Source organism: Kitasatospora sp. NPDC087861, assembly GCF_044742585.1.
Taxonomy (GTDB): Bacteria; Actinomycetota; Actinomycetes; order Streptomycetales; family Streptomycetaceae; genus Kitasatospora.
The window spans coordinates 116,539-134,302 of record NZ_JBIUUS010000015.1; the positions used below are offsets into that span (position 1 = coordinate 116,539).

At 70.3% G+C, this 17,764-nt stretch carries 18 protein-coding genes; 9 read left to right on the forward strand and 9 right to left on the reverse strand.

What is annotated here, in order from left to right; genetic code table 11:
• Positions 1-241: 241 nt before the first annotated feature.
• Positions 242-1,795 (reverse strand): hypothetical protein, encoded by a 1,554-nt coding sequence (locus ACIOJE_RS21835; protein WP_400778001.1) that lies wholly within the window; start codon positions 1,793-1,795, stop codon positions 242-244.
• Positions 1,796-2,547: 752 nt separating this feature from the next.
• Here ACIOJE_RS21835 and ACIOJE_RS21840 point away from each other — a divergent pair.
• Complete coding sequence (locus tag ACIOJE_RS21840; protein WP_400778003.1) at positions 2,548-3,375, forward strand: alpha/beta fold hydrolase; 828 nt, start codon at positions 2,548-2,550, stop codon at positions 3,373-3,375.
• Positions 3,376-3,501: 126 nt separating this feature from the next.
• Here ACIOJE_RS21840 and ACIOJE_RS21845 read toward each other — a convergent pair whose 3' ends face one another.
• Positions 3,502-4,983 carry a PucR family transcriptional regulator gene (locus ACIOJE_RS21845; protein ID WP_400778005.1) on the reverse strand — a complete coding sequence of 494 codons (1,482 nt, stop codon included), beginning with the start codon at positions 4,981-4,983 and terminating at the stop codon, positions 3,502-3,504.
• 187 nt (positions 4,984-5,170) lie between these two features.
• On the opposite strand from ACIOJE_RS21845, the gene speB reads away from it, so the two are divergent.
• From speB to ACIOJE_RS21875, 6 genes are all read left to right on the forward strand, one after another.
• The gene (gene speB, locus ACIOJE_RS21850; protein ID WP_280679013.1) at positions 5,171-6,118 is read left to right on the forward strand and encodes an agmatinase; all 948 of its coding nucleotides are present in this window, start codon (positions 5,171-5,173) and stop codon (positions 6,116-6,118) included.
• Positions 6,119-6,153: 35 nt separating this feature from the next.
• On the forward strand, positions 6,154-7,668 hold the full coding sequence (locus ACIOJE_RS21855) for a cytosine permease (RefSeq protein ID WP_280679015.1): 1,515 nt from the start codon (positions 6,154-6,156) through the stop codon (positions 7,666-7,668).
• Positions 7,669-7,702: 34 nt separating this feature from the next.
• Entirely contained in the window at positions 7,703-8,107 is a 405-nt protein-coding gene (locus tag ACIOJE_RS21860) for a nuclear transport factor 2 family protein (protein WP_280679018.1), read from the forward strand.
• Between the two features lie 58 nt (positions 8,108-8,165).
• Positions 8,166-9,602: a gamma-aminobutyraldehyde dehydrogenase gene (locus ACIOJE_RS21865; RefSeq protein WP_400778010.1), complete on the forward strand. Its 1,437-nt coding sequence runs from the start codon at positions 8,166-8,168 to the stop codon at positions 9,600-9,602.
• Between the two features lie 430 nt (positions 9,603-10,032).
• On the forward strand, positions 10,033-11,037 hold the full coding sequence (locus tag ACIOJE_RS21870) for a 1-aminocyclopropane-1-carboxylate deaminase/D-cysteine desulfhydrase (RefSeq protein WP_280679022.1): 1,005 nt from the start codon (positions 10,033-10,035) through the stop codon (positions 11,035-11,037).
• A gap of 92 nt (positions 11,038-11,129) precedes the next feature.
• The gene (locus tag ACIOJE_RS21875; protein WP_280679024.1) at positions 11,130-11,291 is read left to right on the forward strand and encodes a hypothetical protein; all 162 of its coding nucleotides are present in this window, start codon (positions 11,130-11,132) and stop codon (positions 11,289-11,291) included.
• Between the two features lie 138 nt (positions 11,292-11,429).
• Here the strand turns inward: ACIOJE_RS21875 and ACIOJE_RS21880 are convergent, their stop codons facing one another.
• The 4 genes from ACIOJE_RS21880 to ACIOJE_RS21895 form a co-directional block, all read right to left on the reverse strand.
• Positions 11,430-12,200 (reverse strand): SAM-dependent methyltransferase, encoded by a 771-nt coding sequence (locus ACIOJE_RS21880; RefSeq protein WP_400778013.1) that lies wholly within the window; start codon positions 12,198-12,200, stop codon positions 11,430-11,432.
• Positions 12,201-12,476: 276 nt separating this feature from the next.
• A complete protein-coding gene (locus tag ACIOJE_RS21885; RefSeq protein ID WP_348534105.1) occupies positions 12,477-12,713 on the reverse strand; it encodes a hypothetical protein in 237 nt (78 codons plus the stop codon).
• Between the two features lie 8 nt (positions 12,714-12,721).
• A complete protein-coding gene (locus tag ACIOJE_RS21890; protein WP_400778016.1) occupies positions 12,722-13,492 on the reverse strand; it encodes a hypothetical protein in 771 nt (256 codons plus the stop codon).
• On the reverse strand, positions 13,489-14,487 hold the full coding sequence (locus ACIOJE_RS21895) for a terpene synthase family protein (protein ID WP_400778018.1): 999 nt from the start codon (positions 14,485-14,487) through the stop codon (positions 13,489-13,491). Before ACIOJE_RS21895 ends, ACIOJE_RS21890 begins: the two co-directional genes overlap by 4 nt.
• A 727-nt stretch (positions 14,488-15,214) precedes the next feature.
• Between ACIOJE_RS21895 and ACIOJE_RS21900 the strand changes: the two genes are divergently transcribed.
• Positions 15,215-15,574, forward strand: coding sequence for a hypothetical protein (locus ACIOJE_RS21900; protein ID WP_280679034.1), 360 nt, complete (start codon positions 15,215-15,217; stop codon positions 15,572-15,574).
• Between the two features lie 51 nt (positions 15,575-15,625).
• Here ACIOJE_RS21900 and ACIOJE_RS21905 read toward each other — a convergent pair whose 3' ends face one another.
• Positions 15,626-16,213 carry a recombinase family protein gene (locus ACIOJE_RS21905; protein WP_400778023.1) on the reverse strand — a complete coding sequence of 196 codons (588 nt, stop codon included), beginning with the start codon at positions 16,211-16,213 and terminating at the stop codon, positions 15,626-15,628.
• 20 nt (positions 16,214-16,233) lie between these two features.
• Positions 16,234-16,446, reverse strand: a complete 213-nt coding sequence (locus ACIOJE_RS21910) for a hypothetical protein (RefSeq protein WP_400778026.1) — start codon at positions 16,444-16,446, stop codon at positions 16,234-16,236.
• 36 nt (positions 16,447-16,482) lie between these two features.
• Between ACIOJE_RS21910 and ACIOJE_RS21915 the strand changes: the two genes are divergently transcribed.
• Positions 16,483-16,833, forward strand: coding sequence for a hypothetical protein (locus tag ACIOJE_RS21915; RefSeq protein ID WP_400778029.1), 351 nt, complete (start codon positions 16,483-16,485; stop codon positions 16,831-16,833).
• A 133-nt stretch (positions 16,834-16,966) separates the two neighbouring features.
• On the opposite strand, the gene ACIOJE_RS21920 is transcribed toward ACIOJE_RS21915, so the two are convergent.
• Entirely contained in the window at positions 16,967-17,506 is a 540-nt protein-coding gene (locus tag ACIOJE_RS21920) for a hypothetical protein (protein ID WP_400778031.1), read from the reverse strand.
• Positions 17,507-17,764 lie beyond the last annotated feature (258 nt).

Genomic DNA, 17,764 nt, shown 5'->3' on the forward strand with positions numbered 1-17,764 from the left:
CGCCCCCCGCCCCCCCGAAGCAAGACCGACGAGACGGACAGCAGCCTCCGGGCCACCTCGTACAGCAGGCACACGATCACGCGGACATGATCCCAGTGAACCATCGACGCCTCGCCCAGCTGCGACGATGACTTTTCGAGCGGCACAGCCGCATCGATGTCGGCGTCGGCGTTCTCCCCTTATGGCGGAGTTGTGCGGCCCGGGGCCCCGCGTTGTCGCCGGGCCCCGGGCTGCATCGTGGTCAGTTCTTCGGTGAGCTGCTCGGCTGGGCGCTCGTGGGCGTGTTTCCGATCTCGCGGGTGACGATTGGCCACTCGTGGTTGTAGATCGGGAAGGGTAGGTCCTTCTCGAGGAGCGGGGTGCCGAGGATGGCGATGCGGGCCATCACGGCGCCGTTCACGTCCAAGCCTCCGTAGAGGCCGACCTTGCCGTCGACGGTCGGCTTGGCGCCGCTGCTGTCCACGCTGACGGAGCCCTCCACCGCGGCGCGCAGGTACGGCTCGATGGTCGCCTTCACGCCCAGGGTGTCGTAGAGGGCGACCGAGCCGTCGGCGACCAGGCCGGCGCGGACGCTGGCCTGGCCGGAGAACGTGGCCTTGACTGGGGAGACGGTGGTGGTGCCGGGGTCGGTGGCGGGGGTCCAGCCGCCGGCCTTGGTGTAGTCGGCGTGGACGCCCCAATTTCCGTCGTAGGACTGGGTGGTGTCGACGGTGACGGTGCCGTCGGCGGAAACCTCGGCGTAGACGCTGAGGTCGAGGACAATCACGACGGGCACCTGGCCGACCATGATCACGGGCATGGCGGTGAGCTTGGCGATCGGAATCTTCACCGGACCGGTGGAAGCGGTGACGCCGGCGGTGAGGTGCCAGTTGGCGTGCGCGCCGAGGTCGAAGCCGACCCTGGCCTGCTGGGGGCTGAGAATGCCGCCCTGGTAGGTGAAGTCGACGCTCGGGTCGAGTTCGAGCGAGCCGGAGAGCACGGCCGAGGCACCGCCTGGCAGGGTGACGCTGTTCTTCACGTCCAGTTCGAGCGCGGCCGAGGCGCCGCCGCTGCCGCCGTGGGGGTTCGGGACGTAGGAGGCCTTGAGGTCCTTGACCTGTGGCGTGATCTGGATGTTGTGCGGGTCGAGCGCGCTCTTGATCTTGGCCCAGGTCTGGCCGAGCAGTTCGGAGATGGTGGCCGGGCGGGTGCTGACCGCCACCTTCCCGTCCGCGGCGGGCTGGACATCGGTGATCGCCAGCAGCGCGCCACGCGGCGCGACGGCCGACGGCGGGCTGTCGATCACCTGACCGGTGCGGACGGCGGCGGTGGCCGCGGCCGTGGCTGCCGGGCTGGGGGTGCCGGCGGCGGTGTCGGCGGCGGCGAGGACGGCTTTGCCGGTCTGCTGGTCGTAGGCGGCCAGCTTGAGGTCCGGGGCGGCGGCCACGACGGGCTGACCCGACGGGGACGGGCTGGTCGAGGACGGGCTGGCAGGGGCAGCCTTCGGCGCGCCGGAGGCGGTCGGGCCGGTCTTCGGGCTCCCGGGGGGCGGGGTGACCAGCGTCACCTTCGGACTCCCCGTGGGAGCCGGCGCACCCGGCACACCCGCGGTGGCCGGGGCGACCAAGGTCACCGTCGGGCTTCCTGTGGGAGCCGGCGTGCCCGGCAGGCTCGTGGCGGTCGGGGTGGGCGCGGCCAGGGCGGCCGCAGCGGTGGGATTCGCTGGCTGGGTTGCCGGCGTCGTCGGGTCGCAGGCGCTGAGCGTGAGCACGACGGATGCGGCGAGCGCGGGCAGCGCGAGGGTGCGTATGGACAAGTTGTATGGCCACCTTCAGCGTGAGGGTCGGGGAAGGCAGGGCAGGATCGGACCTGCGGCGGCATGCTACTGACAAATGGTCAACAAGGACTAACGGCAGCTCAAGTAATGCTCAAGGCGCAAACACGCCGCAGCATCGTGCGTGCACACGTCACCGCCCGCCGGGCATCCCGGCGCGAGCGCCACCGCAACGCGACGCGCGAGTCGATGGCAGCGGTCGGCACCTCGGCGTTGCGGTCGCCTCCGGGCCGACGGCCAGGAGCACCTGCTGCACGGGTCGTGAATTCGGCCGGCCTTCGCGCGTGCGAGGCAGGGCGGAGGGCCGCGGTGGAGACGGCCAGGATGAAGGTACGCAGGCATGCTGCTGCCTTGACCGCCCTGGAAGCCGACGGGCGCCACGTCGGCCTGACGCTCAGTCATGCGATCTGGGCTCCCCGCCGTTGCCGTGTGCCTTGCTCGCCGGCATGTACTGCGAGCCTGCCCCCGGCCCTGCGCGGTCCGTTGCCGAGCTTGCGCTCTCCGCCTGCACTACCGGGCAGCTGGAGAGACCAACCGGGTGGCGCTTGGAGTCGCTCGGTGGTTCGCGTGCGGATCACGGATGGGCTCGCAAGATTGCTCTGGGGAACGCCGGACACTTCGCCCGCCTTCCGGCGTTGCCCCGGTCCTGTGCCGTCCATCAGCAGCGAAGCCCCCGTGCGCCAGGCGGGGGCGGGCTCCCGGCCGTCCAGTGCACCCGACACGGAAGAAGCGCCATGCCAACCCTGACCACGCGTGACGGCGTCGAGATCTACTACAAGGACTGGGGCAGCGGACGCCCGGTCGTCTTCATCCACGGCTGGCCGCTGAACGCGGACGCCTGGGAGGACCAGATGAAGCTGGTCGCCGACCACGGCTTCCGCGGCATCGCCCACGACCGCCGGGGCCACGGCCGCTCCAGCCAGCCCTGGGACGGCTACGACTTCGACACCTTCGCCGACGACCTGAACGACCTGATCACCAAGCTCGACCTGCGCGACGTCACCCTGGTCGCCCACTCCATGGGCGGCGGCGAGCTCGCCCGCTACATCGGCCGCCACGGCACCAGCCGGATCAGCAAGGCGCTCCTGCTCTCGGCGATCCCGCCCCTGATGCTCAAGACCGCCGGCAACCCCGAGGGCGTGCCGGCCGAGGTGTTCGAGACCATCAAGGGCGGCATGCTCAAGGAACGCTCGCAGTTCTGGAAGGACTTCGCGCCGGCGTTCTTCGGCGCCAACCGCGAGGGCAACCAGGTCACCCAGGGCAACCTCGACGCGTACTGGCTCCTGGCCATGCACCAGAGCCTCAAAGCGGGCGTGGACTGCGTGACGGCATTCGCGGAGACGGAATTCACCGACGACCTGAAGAAGTTCGACATCCCGACCCTGATCGTGCACGGCGACGCCGACCAGATCGTGCCGATCGACGCAACCGGCCGTAAGGCCGCGAAGATCATCCCGAACGCCGTCCTCAAGGTCTACGAGGGCGCCTCCCACGGCATCGCCGTCGTCCCCGGCGAGAAGGAGAAGTTCAACCAGGACCTCCTGGACTTCCTCCAGAGCTGATCCCGCCGCCCCCGGTGATCAAAGGGCCCGCCCACCGAGACACGGTCATCGACCTCCGGTGAAATTCCACCCCAGGCCGGGACCGTGGACCGCCGACGAGATGCTGGGTTCCGAAGGCGGTCCACCTCACCTGTCCGAGACGGACCGTGTGTCCTGCCCGTTCATCAGGCCGAGCTGTGCCGCGGCCCGGATCGCGAGCCAGACCTCGGCGAACGCCCCGGTGGAGGACAGGTCGCGTCCGGTGATCTCGGCGAACCTGCGCAACCTGTAGGCGAGGGTGTTGGGGTGGACGTGGAGGGCGGCTGCCGCGTCGTCGGTGCGCCGGTCCCGTTCCATCCAGGTGCGGACCGAGGGCAGCATCTGTGAGTTGTGGGCGGTGTCGTACCGAAGGGCGGCGCCGAGCACGTGCTCGACGAGCGCTGTCAGCACCACGGGGTCATCGGGGAGCCAGCGGCCCGCAGTGTCGTCGCCGTACCTGACCAGTGGCCGGCCCGACTCGGCGGCGTTGGAGGCCGCCCAGAGGGCTTCGCGCTGGGCGACCCGCAAGGGCTCGCCCGGAGGGAAAGGACGGCTCATGCCGGCCGCGACGCCGGGCATGGCCGCGACCGCCTGGCCGAGCTCCGGCGAGCCGAGCACGTACCGGTCCTCCCCGCGGCCGAGCAGCAGGTGCGGCTGCCCGTCCAGACTGCGCAGCAGGGCGTCCTCGCTGACGCCGCGTACCACCAGCAGGGCCGTCTCCCCTTCGATGGAGTGCCGCAGGAGCCGGCGGCGTGCCGTCGCCGGGTCGAGGACGTCCTGCAGTAGCTCGGCGAGGATCTCCGCGCCTTCACGGCGCAGAGTCTCGCGTTCGGTGCGGACCATGGCGAGTTGGAGCGCGGCCACGGTGGCGATGTGCTGGACGACGGCGAGCCCGGCCGGGCGGGCGCCCTCGCGTGCGAACGCGATCAGGAATCCGGCGGGGCCGCCGGGCGCGAGCACCGGCAGGGCGAACCCGCCCGGGATGGTGGGTGGGGCGTCGGTCGAGGCCGGGATCACGGCGGGGTCGGGCGCGGGAACCCCTGGCAGCAGCGGGCGCCCCTGCGGAGTGCACAGGTACACGTCGTACCCGGACAGTCGTTCCAGTCGCTGGAAGAGGGTGGCTGTGTCGAGGTTCTCGGAGGCCAGCCAGCGCAGGGCGCCGAAGACCTGGAGCTGGGCGCCGAGCCGCTGCCGGGCGTCCTCCTGCACGGCAGCCGCGACCTCCTGGGCGACCGCGATGAACGGCACGGCCAGCGGGACCTGCAGCACGGGCATGCCCCGCTCCTCCGCCGCCGCGAAGAACGCCTTGTGCAGCGGTGGTACGTGCAGCTGCGCGGAGAGCGCCAGCGCCGCGACTCCGGCGTCGTCGAGCCGCTCCAGGTAGGCCCGCTGGCGGGCGGCCGCGCGGGGGATCGCGAGTCCGGTCGTCATGATCATCTCCGCGCCCAGGAGCCAGGGCGTGGGATCGTCCAGCTCGCTCACGTGCGCCCACGACACCGCCCGTCCAAGCCCGCCCTCGCCGGCCAGGAGCCGGAGCTGGAGGGCCGGGAACGACAGCAGGTCCTCCACAGTCAGTTTGTTCCTGTCCACAAGAAGCACGGTACATCTTCGGGAATGAACCAATTGCTGTCGCGGTGGACAGCACCCCAGACTGGGCGAAGTCCGGCTGCCGCATCCCCCCCCGACCGGCAGCCGGCAATCTCACCGCCCCGCAGGCCTGAAACGCTGATGAGCCGCTTGCGAGAGGGCTGTGCCGCTCAGAGAGGAACCACCCCCCATGACCGAACCCCGAGGCCCCGTCGACTCCTCCCGGATCCCGCGGTTCGCAGGCCCGGCCACGTTCGCACGGCTGCCACGTCTGGACGAGGTAGGGCGGTGCGACGTCGCGGTGGTGGGCGTGCCGTTCGACAGTGGGGTGTCCTACCGGCCGGGTGCCAGGTTCGGCCCGGCGGCGGTCCGCGAGGCCAGCCGGCTGCTGCGGCCGTACCACCCGGGCCTGGACGTCTCACCGTTCGCGCAGATGCAGGTGGCCGACGCCGGGGACATCGCCTGCAACCCCTTCGACATCAACGAGGCCGTCGAAACGATCGAGCACGCCGCGGGCGAACTCATCGCCGGCGGCGCGAGGCCGGTCACCATCGGCGGCGACCACACCATCGCACTGCCGCTGCTGCGCGCCCTGTCCAAGCGGCACGGCCCGATCGCGGTCCTGCACTTCGACGCCCACCTGGACACCTGGGACACCTACTTCGGCGCCGAGTACACCCACGGCACGCCGTTCCGCCGCGCGGTGGAGGAGGGGATCCTCGACACCGAGGCGCTCAGCCACGTCGGCACCCGCGGCCCCCTGTACGGAAAGAAGGACCTGGAGGAGGACCGCCGGCTCGGCTTCGGCATCGTCACCGCCGGCGACGTCCTGCGCAGAGGCGTGAGCGAGGTGGCGGACGCGCTGCGGCAACGGATCGGCGACCGCCCGCTCTACGTATCCGTCGACATCGACGTGCTGGACCCGGCGCACGCGCCCGGCACCGGTACCCCCGAGGCCGGCGGTCTGACCAGCCGCGAGCTGCTGGAGATCCTGCGCGGCCTGGCCGGCGCCAACCTGGTCGGCGCCGACGTGGTCGAGGTCGCCCCCGCCTACGACCACGCAGAGATCACCTCGGTGGCCGCCTCGCACGTCGCCTACGACCTGATCAGCCTGCTCGCCCTCACCAAGAGACCCTGACCCCGCCCCCCACACCGCGCCACCCGGAGTCCCCCATGTCTCAAACCTCAGCCCCCGCCAAGACCGGGACCACCGCCGAGACCACTCGGGCCAAGGTCACCGAGGTGGAGCCGCACGGCGTCGCCCCCATCCCGCCCGAGGAGCAGACCTCCCGGCCGCTGGACCTGTTCCGGCTGGTCTTCGGCGGGACCAACACCTTCGCGACGATCATCCTGGGCACCCTGCCCATCGCCTACGGCCTCGGTTTCTGGGCCTCGGCCTCGGCTGTCGTCGTAGGTGTGGTCGCCGGCGCGCTGATCCTGATGCCGATGGCGTTGTTCGGCCCCCGCAACCGGACCAACAACGCCGTGTCCTCCGGGGCGCATTTCGGTGTGGTCGGCCGCTGCGTGGGATCGTTCCTGTCGCTGCTCACCGCGATCGCGTTCTTCTCCATCTCCGTGTGGGTCAGCGGCGATGCGATCGTGGGCGCTGCCGGCAGGCTGTTCGGCATCGACGGCGGGGACGCACTGCGCGCCACGGCGTACGGCGTGATCGCCATCGCCGTCCTGATCGTGTGCATCTACGGCTACCAGTTCATGCTCCTGATCAACAAGATCGCGGTCGTCGCCGGCAGCGCGATCATGCTGCTGGGCGTCGTCGCTTTCGGCGGCTCCTTCCACGCCTCCTTCGCGGGTAGCGGCCATTACGCCCTGGGCAGCTTCTGGCCCACCTGGGTTCTCGCCGCGCTCACCGCGCTGGCCAACCCCGTCTCCTTCGGGGCCTTCCTCGGAGACTGGTCCCGCTACATCCCCGACCGCTACAGCCCCTCCCGGCTGATGGCCGCCCCCTTCCTCGCCCAGGTCGCCAGCCTGCTGCCCTTCCTCTTCGGCGTCGCCACCGCCACCCTGGTCGCCGACCCGAACAACTACGTGGCCGGCCTGGCCGCCGTCTCCCCACTCTGGTACGCCGTACCGCTCATCGCGATCGCCCTGATCGGCGGCCTGTCCACCGGCACCACCGCGCTCTACGGCACGGGGCTGGACTTCTCCTCGATCTTCCCGCGCCTGAGCCGGGTCCAGGCCACCGCGCTGATCGGCACCCTGTCGGTCGCCTTCATCTTCATCGGGAACTTCGTCCTCGACATGGTCGCCAGCATCAACGCCTTCGCGACCCTGATCGTGCTGTGCACCTCACCCTGGATGGCCGTCATGATGATCGGATACTTCGTCCGCCGCGGCTTCTACCTCACCGACGACATCCAGGTTTTCAACCGCGGCCAGAAGGGCGGCGCCTACTGGTTCACCAACGGCGTGAACTGGCGCGGCATGGCCGCCTGGATCCCCGCCACCACCGTGGGCCTCCTGATGGCCAACACCCCACTGATCGCCGGCCCCTGGCGAAACATCGCCGGCGGCATCGACCTGAGCCTGATCGCCACCCTCGCCGTCGCCGCCGTGCTGTACACCGCGCTGCTCATCGTCTTCCCCGAGCCCCGCGCCGTCTTCGGCCCGGCCGGCCCCCGCCTGGTCCCCGCCAAGGACACTCCGCTGGCCCCGGTCACCGCCGAATGACCACCACCGCACGATCCGCTCCCTGGAGTTCACGATGAACAACACCGGACCCGCCGCAGAGGTGCGGGCCGCCGCGGCCGCCCTGGTCGCCGCCTTCGCCGACGGCCGCCTCGACGACTACTTCGCCGCCTTCGCCGCGGACGCGACCTTCCTCTTCCACACCACCCCACAGCGCCTCACGTCCGTCGAGGAGTACCGCCGACTGTGGCAGAGCTGGGAAGCGGAGGACGGCCTACGGATACTCGGCTGCAGCTCCACCCAGCCCCTGGTCCAGGTCCTCGGCGACACCGCCGTCTTCAGCCACCACGTCGAGACACAGGTCGCCACACGGGCGGGCGAGGAGACCCTCCGCGAGCGCGAGACGATCGTCTTCAGCCGCCGGGGCACCGACCACTGGCTCGCCGTGCACGAGCACCTGTCCGCAGCCGCCGATGACTGACCACACGGCCGCACACGGCACAGACACACCGGCATCAGTGAACGACGAGGAATGACAGATGAGCACGTTTCGCAACTACGTCAACGGTGAGTTCGTCGATGCGGCGGACGGCCGCACCCTGCAGATCGTCGACCCCACCACCGGCCAGGCGTACGCGACCTCCCCGCTGTCGGGCGCGGCCGACGTGGACGCGGCGATGGCCTCGGCCGCCGGCGCCTTCGAGACCTGGCGGGACGCCACGCCGTCGACCCGGCAGAAGCTGCTGCTGAAGATCGCTGACGCGGTCGAGGCTCGGGCCGACGAACTGGTGGATGCCGAGTGTCGCAACACCGGCAAGCCGCGCGGCCTGACCAAGTCCGAGGAGATCGGCCCGATGGTCGACCAGATCCGGTTCTTCGCGGGTGCCGCCCGGCCGCTTGAGGGCAAGGCCGCTGGTGAGTACATGGACGGAATGACCTCGATCATCCGCCGCGAGCCGGTCGGCGTCTGCGCCCAGGTCGCGCCGTGGAACTACCCGATGATGATGGCCGTCTGGAAGTTCGCCCCGGCCATCGCCGCCGGCAATGCCGTGGTCCTCAAGCCCTCCGACACCACCCCGGCCTCCACCGTGCTGCTGGCCGAGATCGTCGGCGCCGCGATCGCCGAGCTGGAGCTGCCGGCCGGCATCTTCAACGTCATCTGCGGCGACCGTGAGACCGGTCGGCTGATGGTCGAGCACCACACGCCCGCGATGGCCTCGATCACCGGCTCGGTCCGGGCCGGCATCCAGGTCGCCGAGTCCGCCGCCAAGGACGTCAAGCGCGTCCACCTGGAGCTCGGCGGCAAGGCCCCGGTCGTGGTCTTCGAGGACGCCGACATCGCCGAGGCCGTCGAGGGCATCTCGGTGGCCGGCTTCTTCAACGCCGGCCAGGACTGCACCGCCGCCACCCGCGTGCTGGTGCACGAGTCGATCCACGACGCCTTCGTCGAGGCGCTGGCCAAGGCCGCGGCCGAGACCAAGACCGGCGGCATCGACGACGAGGACGTGCTCTACGGCCCGCTGAACAACGCCAACCAGCTCGCCCAGGTCTCCGGCTTCATCGAGCGGCTGCCCGCCCACGCCAAGGTGGAGGCGGGCGGTCACCGGGTCGGCGAGGTCGGCTACTTCTACGCCCCGACCGTGGTCTCCGGCCTGCAGCAGGACGACGAGATCATCCAGAACGAGGTCTTCGGCCCGGTCATCACCGTGCAGAAGTTCACCGGCGAGGACCAGGTCGTCGCGTACGCCAACGGCGTCGACTACGCGCTGGCCTCCTCCGTCTGGACGAAGGACCACGCCCGCGCCATGCGGATGTCCCGTCACCTGGACTTCGGCTGCGTCTGGATCAACACCCACATGCAGCTGGCCGCCGAGATGCCGCACGGCGGCTTCAAGAAGTCCGGCTACGGCAAAGACCTCTCCTCGTACGGCTTCGAGGACTACACCCGGATCAAGCACGTCATGACCGCCATCTAACGTCTAACTTGGGCATCACAGCGTCGCGGGTTCAAATCCTGTCGCCCGACAGCAAGTCTCTCGCAGGCCAGAGGCCGTTTCCACAGAAGCTGCGGGAACGGCCCTTCTGCGCGTGACCCGGGCCGGTGGTCGCAGGGGTGGTCGCGCCTCCGTAGGCCGGCGGGACCGCCGAACAAGTGGTCATGTCCGTCAACTTTCCATCATAGGCAGACAGTTGTCGCAACCTTCCGCCTTCCGCCGCTTCCTTGCGAGCCGGGCGGAGTTGGCCTTCGAGAGCAGGTGAGCCCGAGTCGGTTCGACCTCGACATCACCGGGCTGATAAGCGTCATCGCCGCGTTCACCCCGCAGTTGGTCAACACTGCCGACGAGCGTGGCGTGGCCGACTCGATCACCCTCCTCGGCGGGCCGCTGCTCCCGTATCGTCGGTCGTATGACGCGTCCGCTGCTGCACCAGCGTTGGCCCGAACTGGCCCAGTCGCTGCCGCACCTCCCGCTGGGCGACGCGCCGACGCCGGTGCGGCCTCTGGCCGAGCTCGGCTGCCGGTCTCCGCTCTGGCTGAAGGACGAGAGCGGCTACGGGCACGGCGGATGGGGCGGAAACAAAGTCCGCAAGCTGGAATGGCTGCTACCCGAAGCCCACCGGCGCGGCGCCCGGACACTCCTCACCGTCGGCGGTCTCGGCACCAACTGGGGCCTGGCAGCGGCACTCTACGCCCCCGAGCAGGGCCTCACCGTCGCCCTCGCCCTGATCGACCACCCGGTCGACGATCACACCCGGGCCCAACTCCGGCGCCTTCGCGCATCCGGCGCCACCTTGCACTTCCTGCACACCAAGACCCGCCTGATCCTCGCCGCCCCCTGGCTCTTCGCACGCCATTCCTCGATGCGACATCCCACCTTCCCGTACTTCCTCCCGGCCGGCGGATCCTCGCCGCTCGGCACGCTCGGGTACGTCGAGACCGCACTGGAGCTGGCCGCGCAGGTGTCGAACGGGCTGTTGCCCGAGCCCGGTTGGGTCGTGACCGCGGTCGGCTCGGGAGGCACCGCCGCCGGCCTGGCCCTGGGGCTGCGGTTGGCCGGCCTGCGCACCCGTGTCCTCGGGATCGTCGTCAACGACACCCTGCGCCTGGACAGCACAGCGCTCAACGCGCTGGCCCGCAAGTCCGAGGCGCTGCTCCGCAGTCGAGGCGCCGCCCTGCCACCAGTCGGCCTCAGCTCGGACGACATCCGCCTCGACCGCGGCTGGCTCGGTCCCGGCTATGCCCACCCCACCGCCGAAGCCAACGCGGCACTCAACCGCGCCGCCTCCGACGCGGGGCTGGCACTCGAACACACCTACACCGCCAAGGCCCTCGCGGCGCTCCTCGACCTCGACGCCTCCGGGCGCTTCGGCGACGAGCCGGTGCTCTTCCTCAACACCTTCGGCCCCAGATAGAGGGCACCGGACCGGCCAAAGCCCGCGAGTACGGGGCCCCGGCCGATCCGGCGCTTCCCGGATGCACGCCAACTGCGAACGGGGGATCGCCGATGGGTGCAGTTCGGGACGTGTGCGACGGGCTGTGGCTGGGGGCGGAGGCGAGGTTCACCGAGGCCATGCGTTCCAAGCTCAAACGCCCGGTGGTGGACGGGGTGCTGGTCGAGGTGGAACCAGGGCTGTTCACCCGCGCCAGGACGGAGACGGCCGCGTGAATGCGGGACGGAGGGCGGACGCGGCCGATAGCCAGGGCGCGTCGGCCTCGGCAGCCGGACCCCTGTGGCCGGCGCAGCCTGCCGGGTCGGTGTGTCTTGCTCAGGCCGTCACAGCCGGTCGGGTGGGTGGCTTCGGACTCAACGGGTGGGGCGGCGGGCTTCGGCGATCACGTAGCCGAGTTTTTCCGTGTAGATGGACAGTCCGGCTGGTAGGAGCTGGTCCATCTGGGCTGCGAAGTCCGGCCCATAGTGGTCGGCCAGGCGCTCCCTGTCCGCGCTGTATCGGGATTGGAGCCAGCTCATGCTCGGCCTGGTCTGCTCGGTGACGTCGTGGGCCTGGATCACTTCGAGTCCGGACTGGGAGAGCGCGTCGCCGTGGTTCCCGGGGTGCAGGAGGGACGAGAACGCGAATCCCTTTGTGAGGAGGTCCCGTTCCTCGCCCGTCAGCTGCTCTCGTTCGACGAATTCTGCGAGGACAACCCGGCCCCCCGGTTTGAGCGTGCGGTGGATCTCCCGCAGGACCTGGAGGCGGTCGGGCACGTGGAACAGCATCTCCACGGCACACGCGGCGTCGAACGTCTCGGATTCGCACGGCAGGTTCATGGCGTCGACATGGATGAACTCCAACTGCGCCGACAGGCCGGCGTCGCGGGACTTCGCGATGGCGCTCTGCACCTGCGAGGAGCTGATGCTCACTCCGAGCACCCGGGCTTGCGCGCGTTCGGCGAGTCTCATTGCGGGACGACCCGTCCCGCAGCCCACATCGAGCAGGTACTGGCCGCTCTGGAGCCGCAGAAGGTCGGTCAGGCGATCGGTCAGGCGGGTCTGGGCTGCGAACATCGACGACCCGTCGCCAGTGTCCCAGATACCGACATGGATGTTCTCTCCGAAGATCGAGGCGAAGAGCACCCCCCATGTGGTCGTAGAAGCTCCCGACCGCTTCACTCGACGCGTGGAACTCTCTCCTGTGGTCGCCTTCCAAAGCAGTTCCCTTCGAGTAGGTGAATGCTCGGTTGGAAGCCCGCCGTCCGGTATGAGATGTCGGCGGGTACCCGTCCAAGCCCTGATGAGAGCCGTTCCACCTCACCACCGCCCCGGCGTGGCCGCGGGGCCCCCGTTGCGCAGGCAGGGCCGTTCTCGGTTGCGGACGAGAGCCGAATCACGGGTGGCACACCGGGGGCTCCCTCACCCCTGATGACTACTCAACTCCCTGGTCCCCTCCGGCTCGGCGGGGGCGACGGTGTCGAAGAGGGCGCGTCCGTAGTGCCCGGCGAGGACAGGCTCGGAGGTGTTGAGAGCAAGGGTGAGCAGGCCGCACAGGTGCATCAGGCGGGTGGCCGGACGGAGTTGGGCGGGGTCGGTGCCGGTGGCGGCGAGGTGATGGAGAACGACCAGGAGGCCGACGACGGACAGGTCGACCATCGGGGCGATCAGCGGGGCGACGCCGCGTTGGCGGTGAGCCAGGTGTCCTCGTCGCAGATGAACGGCACTCCGCTGTCGGCGCGTTGGTGGCGGAGAGCGGTGCGAATCCCCTCGACGGTCAGCTGATCGTGATCGGGCAGCGGGGCCAGGGCGTGCAGGACGCAGAGGTGGATGAGGAGGTTTCCCTCCCACACCTCCCCGGGGTGCTGGGTGGAGCGCAGCAGGTCGAGGTCCTGGTCGTCGATCAGGTTCGGTCGTCCGTGGGCGTGGGCGAGGACGGCCTTGACCGCGGTGACCTGGACCCGCGCCCATGAGTGCAGACCGCGCTGGGAGAACGCTTCGGGCGGGGGGAGTTCGGCAGTAGGGATCGCGCCGAGCAGCAGGAGGATCGCGTGCAGGAGGGCGCGTCTGCGGGGGGCGGTGAAGTCCGGGGCCTGGGCGAGGAACTGGTCGACGTCCGGTAAATCGGCCTCGGCCGGTCGTTCGTGAAGGGCGGCCCTGGCCAGCAGACGGTCCAGCGGTCTCGGGGAGTCGCGGTGCGCGCCGAGGTAGTGGGCCAGGCGAAGACGGGCGGACGACTCCAGACGGGTGCGGTCCAGCAGGGCCAGCAGCAACGCGGACTCCAGGACCCGGCTGCGGCAAGGGTCGCGGACCGTCCCGTCCGGCTCGACCCGGGCCAGGAGATGAGCGCGAAGGCGGGCGGTGGCAGGCGCGAGGGTCGTGGGAAATGCTGTACGGGGCCAGCAGGGCAGGCGCGCGGATATCGGGACGGGCCTCATGGCGTTCCGTTCTCTATCGTCGATCGCGGGTCGCGCGCGGAGCTGGCGGTCAGGGCTGCGGCACTGCCAGGTGGTGCGGGCTCGGGGGTGAAGCGCCCGGTGACGGCCAGCCAGTGCAGGGTGGCGGTCATGAACGTCTCCACCAGGTCCACGTAGCGGCGGAGCCCCACGACCTCGTGCTCGGCCAGGTCGGGTGTCGCGCGCAGGGTCGCCGCCGTGGCCGCGAAGTTCGCACGGCGCTCGTCAAGCATCGCAGCAACGCGCCTGCAGGCCAAGGCTGTTGAGATTCCATCCCGGCGGGCGACGAGCGTCACAAGGTTGTCCTGGCCGGCGGCCGCGTCGTCGGACTGCGAGGCCAGGTCGTTCGCCCAGTCGGCGACATCGGCCACCGCCCAGCGTAGGTCCCACAGCCGGCTGTCCACCCGGGGATCCTCCACCAGGTCGGCATGGCCGGTGCGTTCCAGAATGTCCAGCATGGGGAGCAGGGTGATCGTGCGGCGTCGCAGCCGGTTGTGGTCCGCCAGTGGAAGCCTTACCCCGGCCCGGCGCACGGCCACCCCCTCCTCGCAGGTGCTCAGGAAGTCGGTGCAGTCCGCCGCGAGGCGCTCCCGCCAGCGAGCCGGCATGCCAGCGGCCGTGCGCTCCCACAGCCATGCCAGCACCACCGCGCGCCCGTTCGCTGCGGTGGCCCCCTCTCCGTCGCGTGCGAGCACGTGGCGCAGAGGTGCGGTGAACCGCTCCAACTCACCGGGTACCGATCCCAGGTCCCGCCGGCCGATCTGGTCGTCCAGCCAGCAGATGAACGCCGCCCACTGGGCCGCCAGCGCCACGTCCTGCGCGTCACCCCGCGGCAGGGCGCTGGCAGCCAGGACCTCCAGTCGCATCGCGGCAAGACGCCGCTCCTCGCGGGCATCGGCTACCAGGCCAGCCTGCCGCGCCCACGGCAGTAGCGTCGCGGCCGCGGTGGACAGCCAGCCTGACGAGGCATCATTCACCGCATGATCATGCCAGATTGCCTCCGGCCCGGAGAGTGCATCCGACGATCCACATGAATCAGCCGAGGGCGGCTTCGGCAGGCCATAGCCATCCCCTCGGCTCTATGGGAACTGTGCCGCTGCCGCTGAATCATCCGGCCAGGGCATGAGCTTGATCGTCGGCCAGAGGCGGCCAACGGCGGTCGCTCCGCTCGCTTCGGCGATCTCCGCTCTGACCTGACTGACGCAGGAGCAGCCTGCCCCAGCCGCCGGGCAGGCGCTGTTGGCGCGGTCTGGCTGCGCAAGGGTCGTCAGCGGTAGCCCGGCGACGATGGCCATGGTGGTGTTGAAGAGGCGGGCGAGGTTCGCGGACGGGGTTCGCCTGCGCCGAGCGTCTCGCCGTCGTAGGTGAGGTCGGGGCTGGAGAAGCAGGGGATGCGCTTGCAGCTCACTGCTATGGGTGAACCCCAGGCTGCTCTCGGCCGTTCTGCGCGGCACCAACAGGGCCAGAAGCCCGGGCCGTCCCGGCCTACCCGGGCACTGACGGCCGTATTCCCCGCCAGTACAGGGAGGTTGTGGCGAGGAGGCGGGTGGCCGGTATCCGGTCACCCGACCGCCGTGCCCTACCAACCCGGGCGGGTCCAGGGAATCATAAGAACCTCCCAATGCTCCTGTCGGGCAACGGGGTTCGACAGGAGTTCAGCCGCGTGCGGATCTGTGGATCGCACCAAGTTCCTGAGGAGTCGGCATGCCGACAACCGCCTTGAAGAAGTACGCCAAGCAGACGGATGCTCAGACCGACCTGAAGCTGTACATCGATATCGGGCGCCACACCGCGCTGGGCCAGGCGCTCAATGACGCGTACGACGGAAAGGGCAAGGACAGCGGGAACCACGTGGTCGACGGCGAGAAGGTGAACGTCCGCCACTCCAGCGCCGGGGTGGCCGGGAAGGCGACCGTCACGCTCTTCCACTTCTTCAAGAACAACGAGTTCCACCTGGTAGCCCTTGGCGAGCACGTCTCCAGTACCGCGTACAGGATCGACGACGTACTCGGACAGGAGACCGCCCCCTTCCAGAAGAAGAAGACCGTCGGAGCGACCGGCTGACCGGAGCGAGGCACGTCCACACGCATCCACCGAGTGCCCAGACACGCCTGGTCACCGCACAGGCTGCGAAGGCAGGTGCGGACGACGACTGCCAGTAGCCCTCGTGTGCGAGCGGATTGACGCTGCCTCGACAGCTCGACCTTGCTCTGGAATCCCGTGGCCGGGTCGGTGACGTTCATGCGAGCGTAGGTGGGCACCTGCTGCGCGATCTCGACCGTGTACCCGGCGGCCTCGTACGCCGCGGCAGCCCGCGCGACAGCGGCCGGCATCTCCTTCGCCGCCCGGTCTATCGGCGCGAACAGGTCGACATCGTCGCTCAGCCGGTCCACGATGCGGTGCGCCTGGACGGCGTAACCGCCCGCGAGGGCGTAGCCGTAATCCTCGGCGAGGGCATCCAGCCCGATCCTGATCAGGCGCCGGTGCAGGTCGTCCACTACGCGGCAGCCCGTAGATCTGCGGCCTTCCCCTCACGCTCACGATCTGCCATCCGAGGTAGACCGGGTTCCTGAGGATCTTGCCGACGGTGCTGACTCGCACGGGGCCCCCACGTGCGCCCGTCCATCCGTCAGCTGTCAGTCCCAGCGTGATCTTCCGCTGTGATTTCCCCTGCGCCGCCTCGTCGTAGATTCGCTCGATCATGGGCCAGCGCTTGCTGCCCTTCAGCTTGCCTTCTTCGTGACCTTCAGCCCATCCGGCGGTGTGCCGAGCCACTTTCCCGCGTCCCGATCAACCGCCTTGGCCTGCACCGCCTCGTCGAACTCCGGACGCTTGACCCCGGCCTTGTAGGCGGACAGGTTCTCGCGGAAGACGCGGCGGATCGTGTAACCGTTCCGCTTGCCCCAGGCCCGCCCCTGACTCTCCTGGGACTTCAAGGACAAGATGTCGCGCGCGGCGGTTCCCCGAACCACTTGGGACTTCCGAAGGAGAAGATCCAGGTACTTCACCTCGCTCGCCATGGCTCCACACTCCGATCAGCGGAGCGCATCCGCCTCCAGAGGTGGACACCTGACTACGCGCTCTGGGGCGGCTACTGCGCCACCATCGCCCAGGCCCTACGTGGCCACTACGGCCTCCCCGACCAGGCCTGCGCGTTCTTCGACTTCTTCGCCCAGCCCGCCACCGCGCTCGAACAGCAAGCCGCCGACGCCCTCGGGCCGGACCCGCTGGACGGACCGACCCTGGCCGCGGCCCGCGCGTACGGTCTGCTGCTCCAGGCGCACGAGCACCTGTTCTGGGACACCCTCGACCGACCGAACTGACCGTCGCGGCCCGGACCACCCGTCACCTGGCCGCCCCGGACCACCCGGCTGCCCGGGCCCTCGGCCGCAGCCCGACGGGTGCGGGGGCCGGACCCCCGGCCCCCGCACCCGCCCAGGTCCGCTGCCCGCCCGCTCAGGCCTGCCAGTGCGGCTTGCCGCTCACCATCCGGCAGTAGATCATCCGCCCGTTGGCATCATGGGTGCTCCTGCCGAGGTCGGCGTTGCGGCAGAACTGCCCGGCCGCGTAGCAGTTCCCCGCGTTCGAGCGGATCTCGCACTCCGCACCGCCGCCGGCCGCCGCGGTCTGCTGCGGCTCCGGGTCGGTCGACGGCTGGGCGGTGGTGATCTTCGGCTGCGGCGTCTTGGGGGCGGGCGACTGCGCGTGGCTGCTGGGTGCGGCCGGCGCCGGGGCGGCCGGCGTGCTCGGCGCGGAGCCGGGTGCGGCCGGCGGCGTGCTGACCGGGGGCGCGGCCGGCGAGCTCGCCGGCGCGGCGGGCGGTGCCGCCGGCGGGGTCACCTGGGCGGTGGCCGTGGCGGCCGCCGAGGGCGACGCCTTGGCGCCGCCGTCGGCGGCCGACGGGTCGCAACCGGTCAGCGCCAGACCGACGGTGAGGACGAGTCCGGCGAATCCGGCCAGGCCGGCACGCCGGTGCCCGCGTATCCGTGAAGGCATGGGTGAAGAACGCTCCGTTCCGTTTGGGTGAGGTGCGTGATTCAAGCAGAGCCGACACGCGATCCGCACAAGCATCGCCCGCTCGTTGGCGGATCGAGATCTTCTGACTACCGAGCGTCGCCGTTCGCCGGGCGGTCGTCACGCTGCGCCCAACCACCGGCCGTCCCGACAGGGGGACAACACCGGAGCGCGGCAACCCGCAGCTACGGGGCGTCCGGGCGATCCGCGTGCAAACTGTCACGTGGAAGGAGCCGTCCG

Bases quoted from the DNA above. Each gene is read 5' to 3' on its own strand.
- ACIOJE_RS21840 (WP_400778003.1), top strand. From the start codon at position 2,548: ATGCCAACCCTGACCACGCGTGACGGCGTCGAGATCTACTACAAGGAC.
- speB (WP_280679013.1), top strand. From the start codon at position 5,171: ATGACCGAACCCCGAGGCCCCGTCGACTCCTCCCGGATCCCGCGGTTC.
- ACIOJE_RS21855 (WP_280679015.1), top strand. From the start codon at position 6,154: ATGTCTCAAACCTCAGCCCCCGCCAAGACCGGGACCACCGCCGAGACC.
- ACIOJE_RS21860 (WP_280679018.1), top strand. From the start codon at position 7,703: ATGAACAACACCGGACCCGCCGCAGAGGTGCGGGCCGCCGCGGCCGCC.
- ACIOJE_RS21865 (WP_400778010.1), top strand. From the start codon at position 8,166: ATGAGCACGTTTCGCAACTACGTCAACGGTGAGTTCGTCGATGCGGCG.
- ACIOJE_RS21870 (WP_280679022.1), top strand. From the start codon at position 10,033: ATGACGCGTCCGCTGCTGCACCAGCGTTGGCCCGAACTGGCCCAGTCG.
- ACIOJE_RS21875 (WP_280679024.1), top strand. From the start codon at position 11,130: ATGGGTGCAGTTCGGGACGTGTGCGACGGGCTGTGGCTGGGGGCGGAG.
- ACIOJE_RS21885 (WP_348534105.1), bottom strand. From the start codon at position 12,713: ATGGTCGACCTGTCCGTCGTCGGCCTCCTGGTCGTTCTCCATCACCTC.
- ACIOJE_RS21890 (WP_400778016.1), bottom strand. From the start codon at position 13,492: ATGAGGCCCGTCCCGATATCCGCGCGCCTGCCCTGCTGGCCCCGTACA.
- ACIOJE_RS21900 (WP_280679034.1), top strand. From the start codon at position 15,215: ATGCCGACAACCGCCTTGAAGAAGTACGCCAAGCAGACGGATGCTCAG.
- ACIOJE_RS21905 (WP_400778023.1), bottom strand. From the start codon at position 16,213: ATGATCGAGCGAATCTACGACGAGGCGGCGCAGGGGAAATCACAGCGG.
- ACIOJE_RS21920 (WP_400778031.1), bottom strand. From the start codon at position 17,506: ATGCCTTCACGGATACGCGGGCACCGGCGTGCCGGCCTGGCCGGATTC.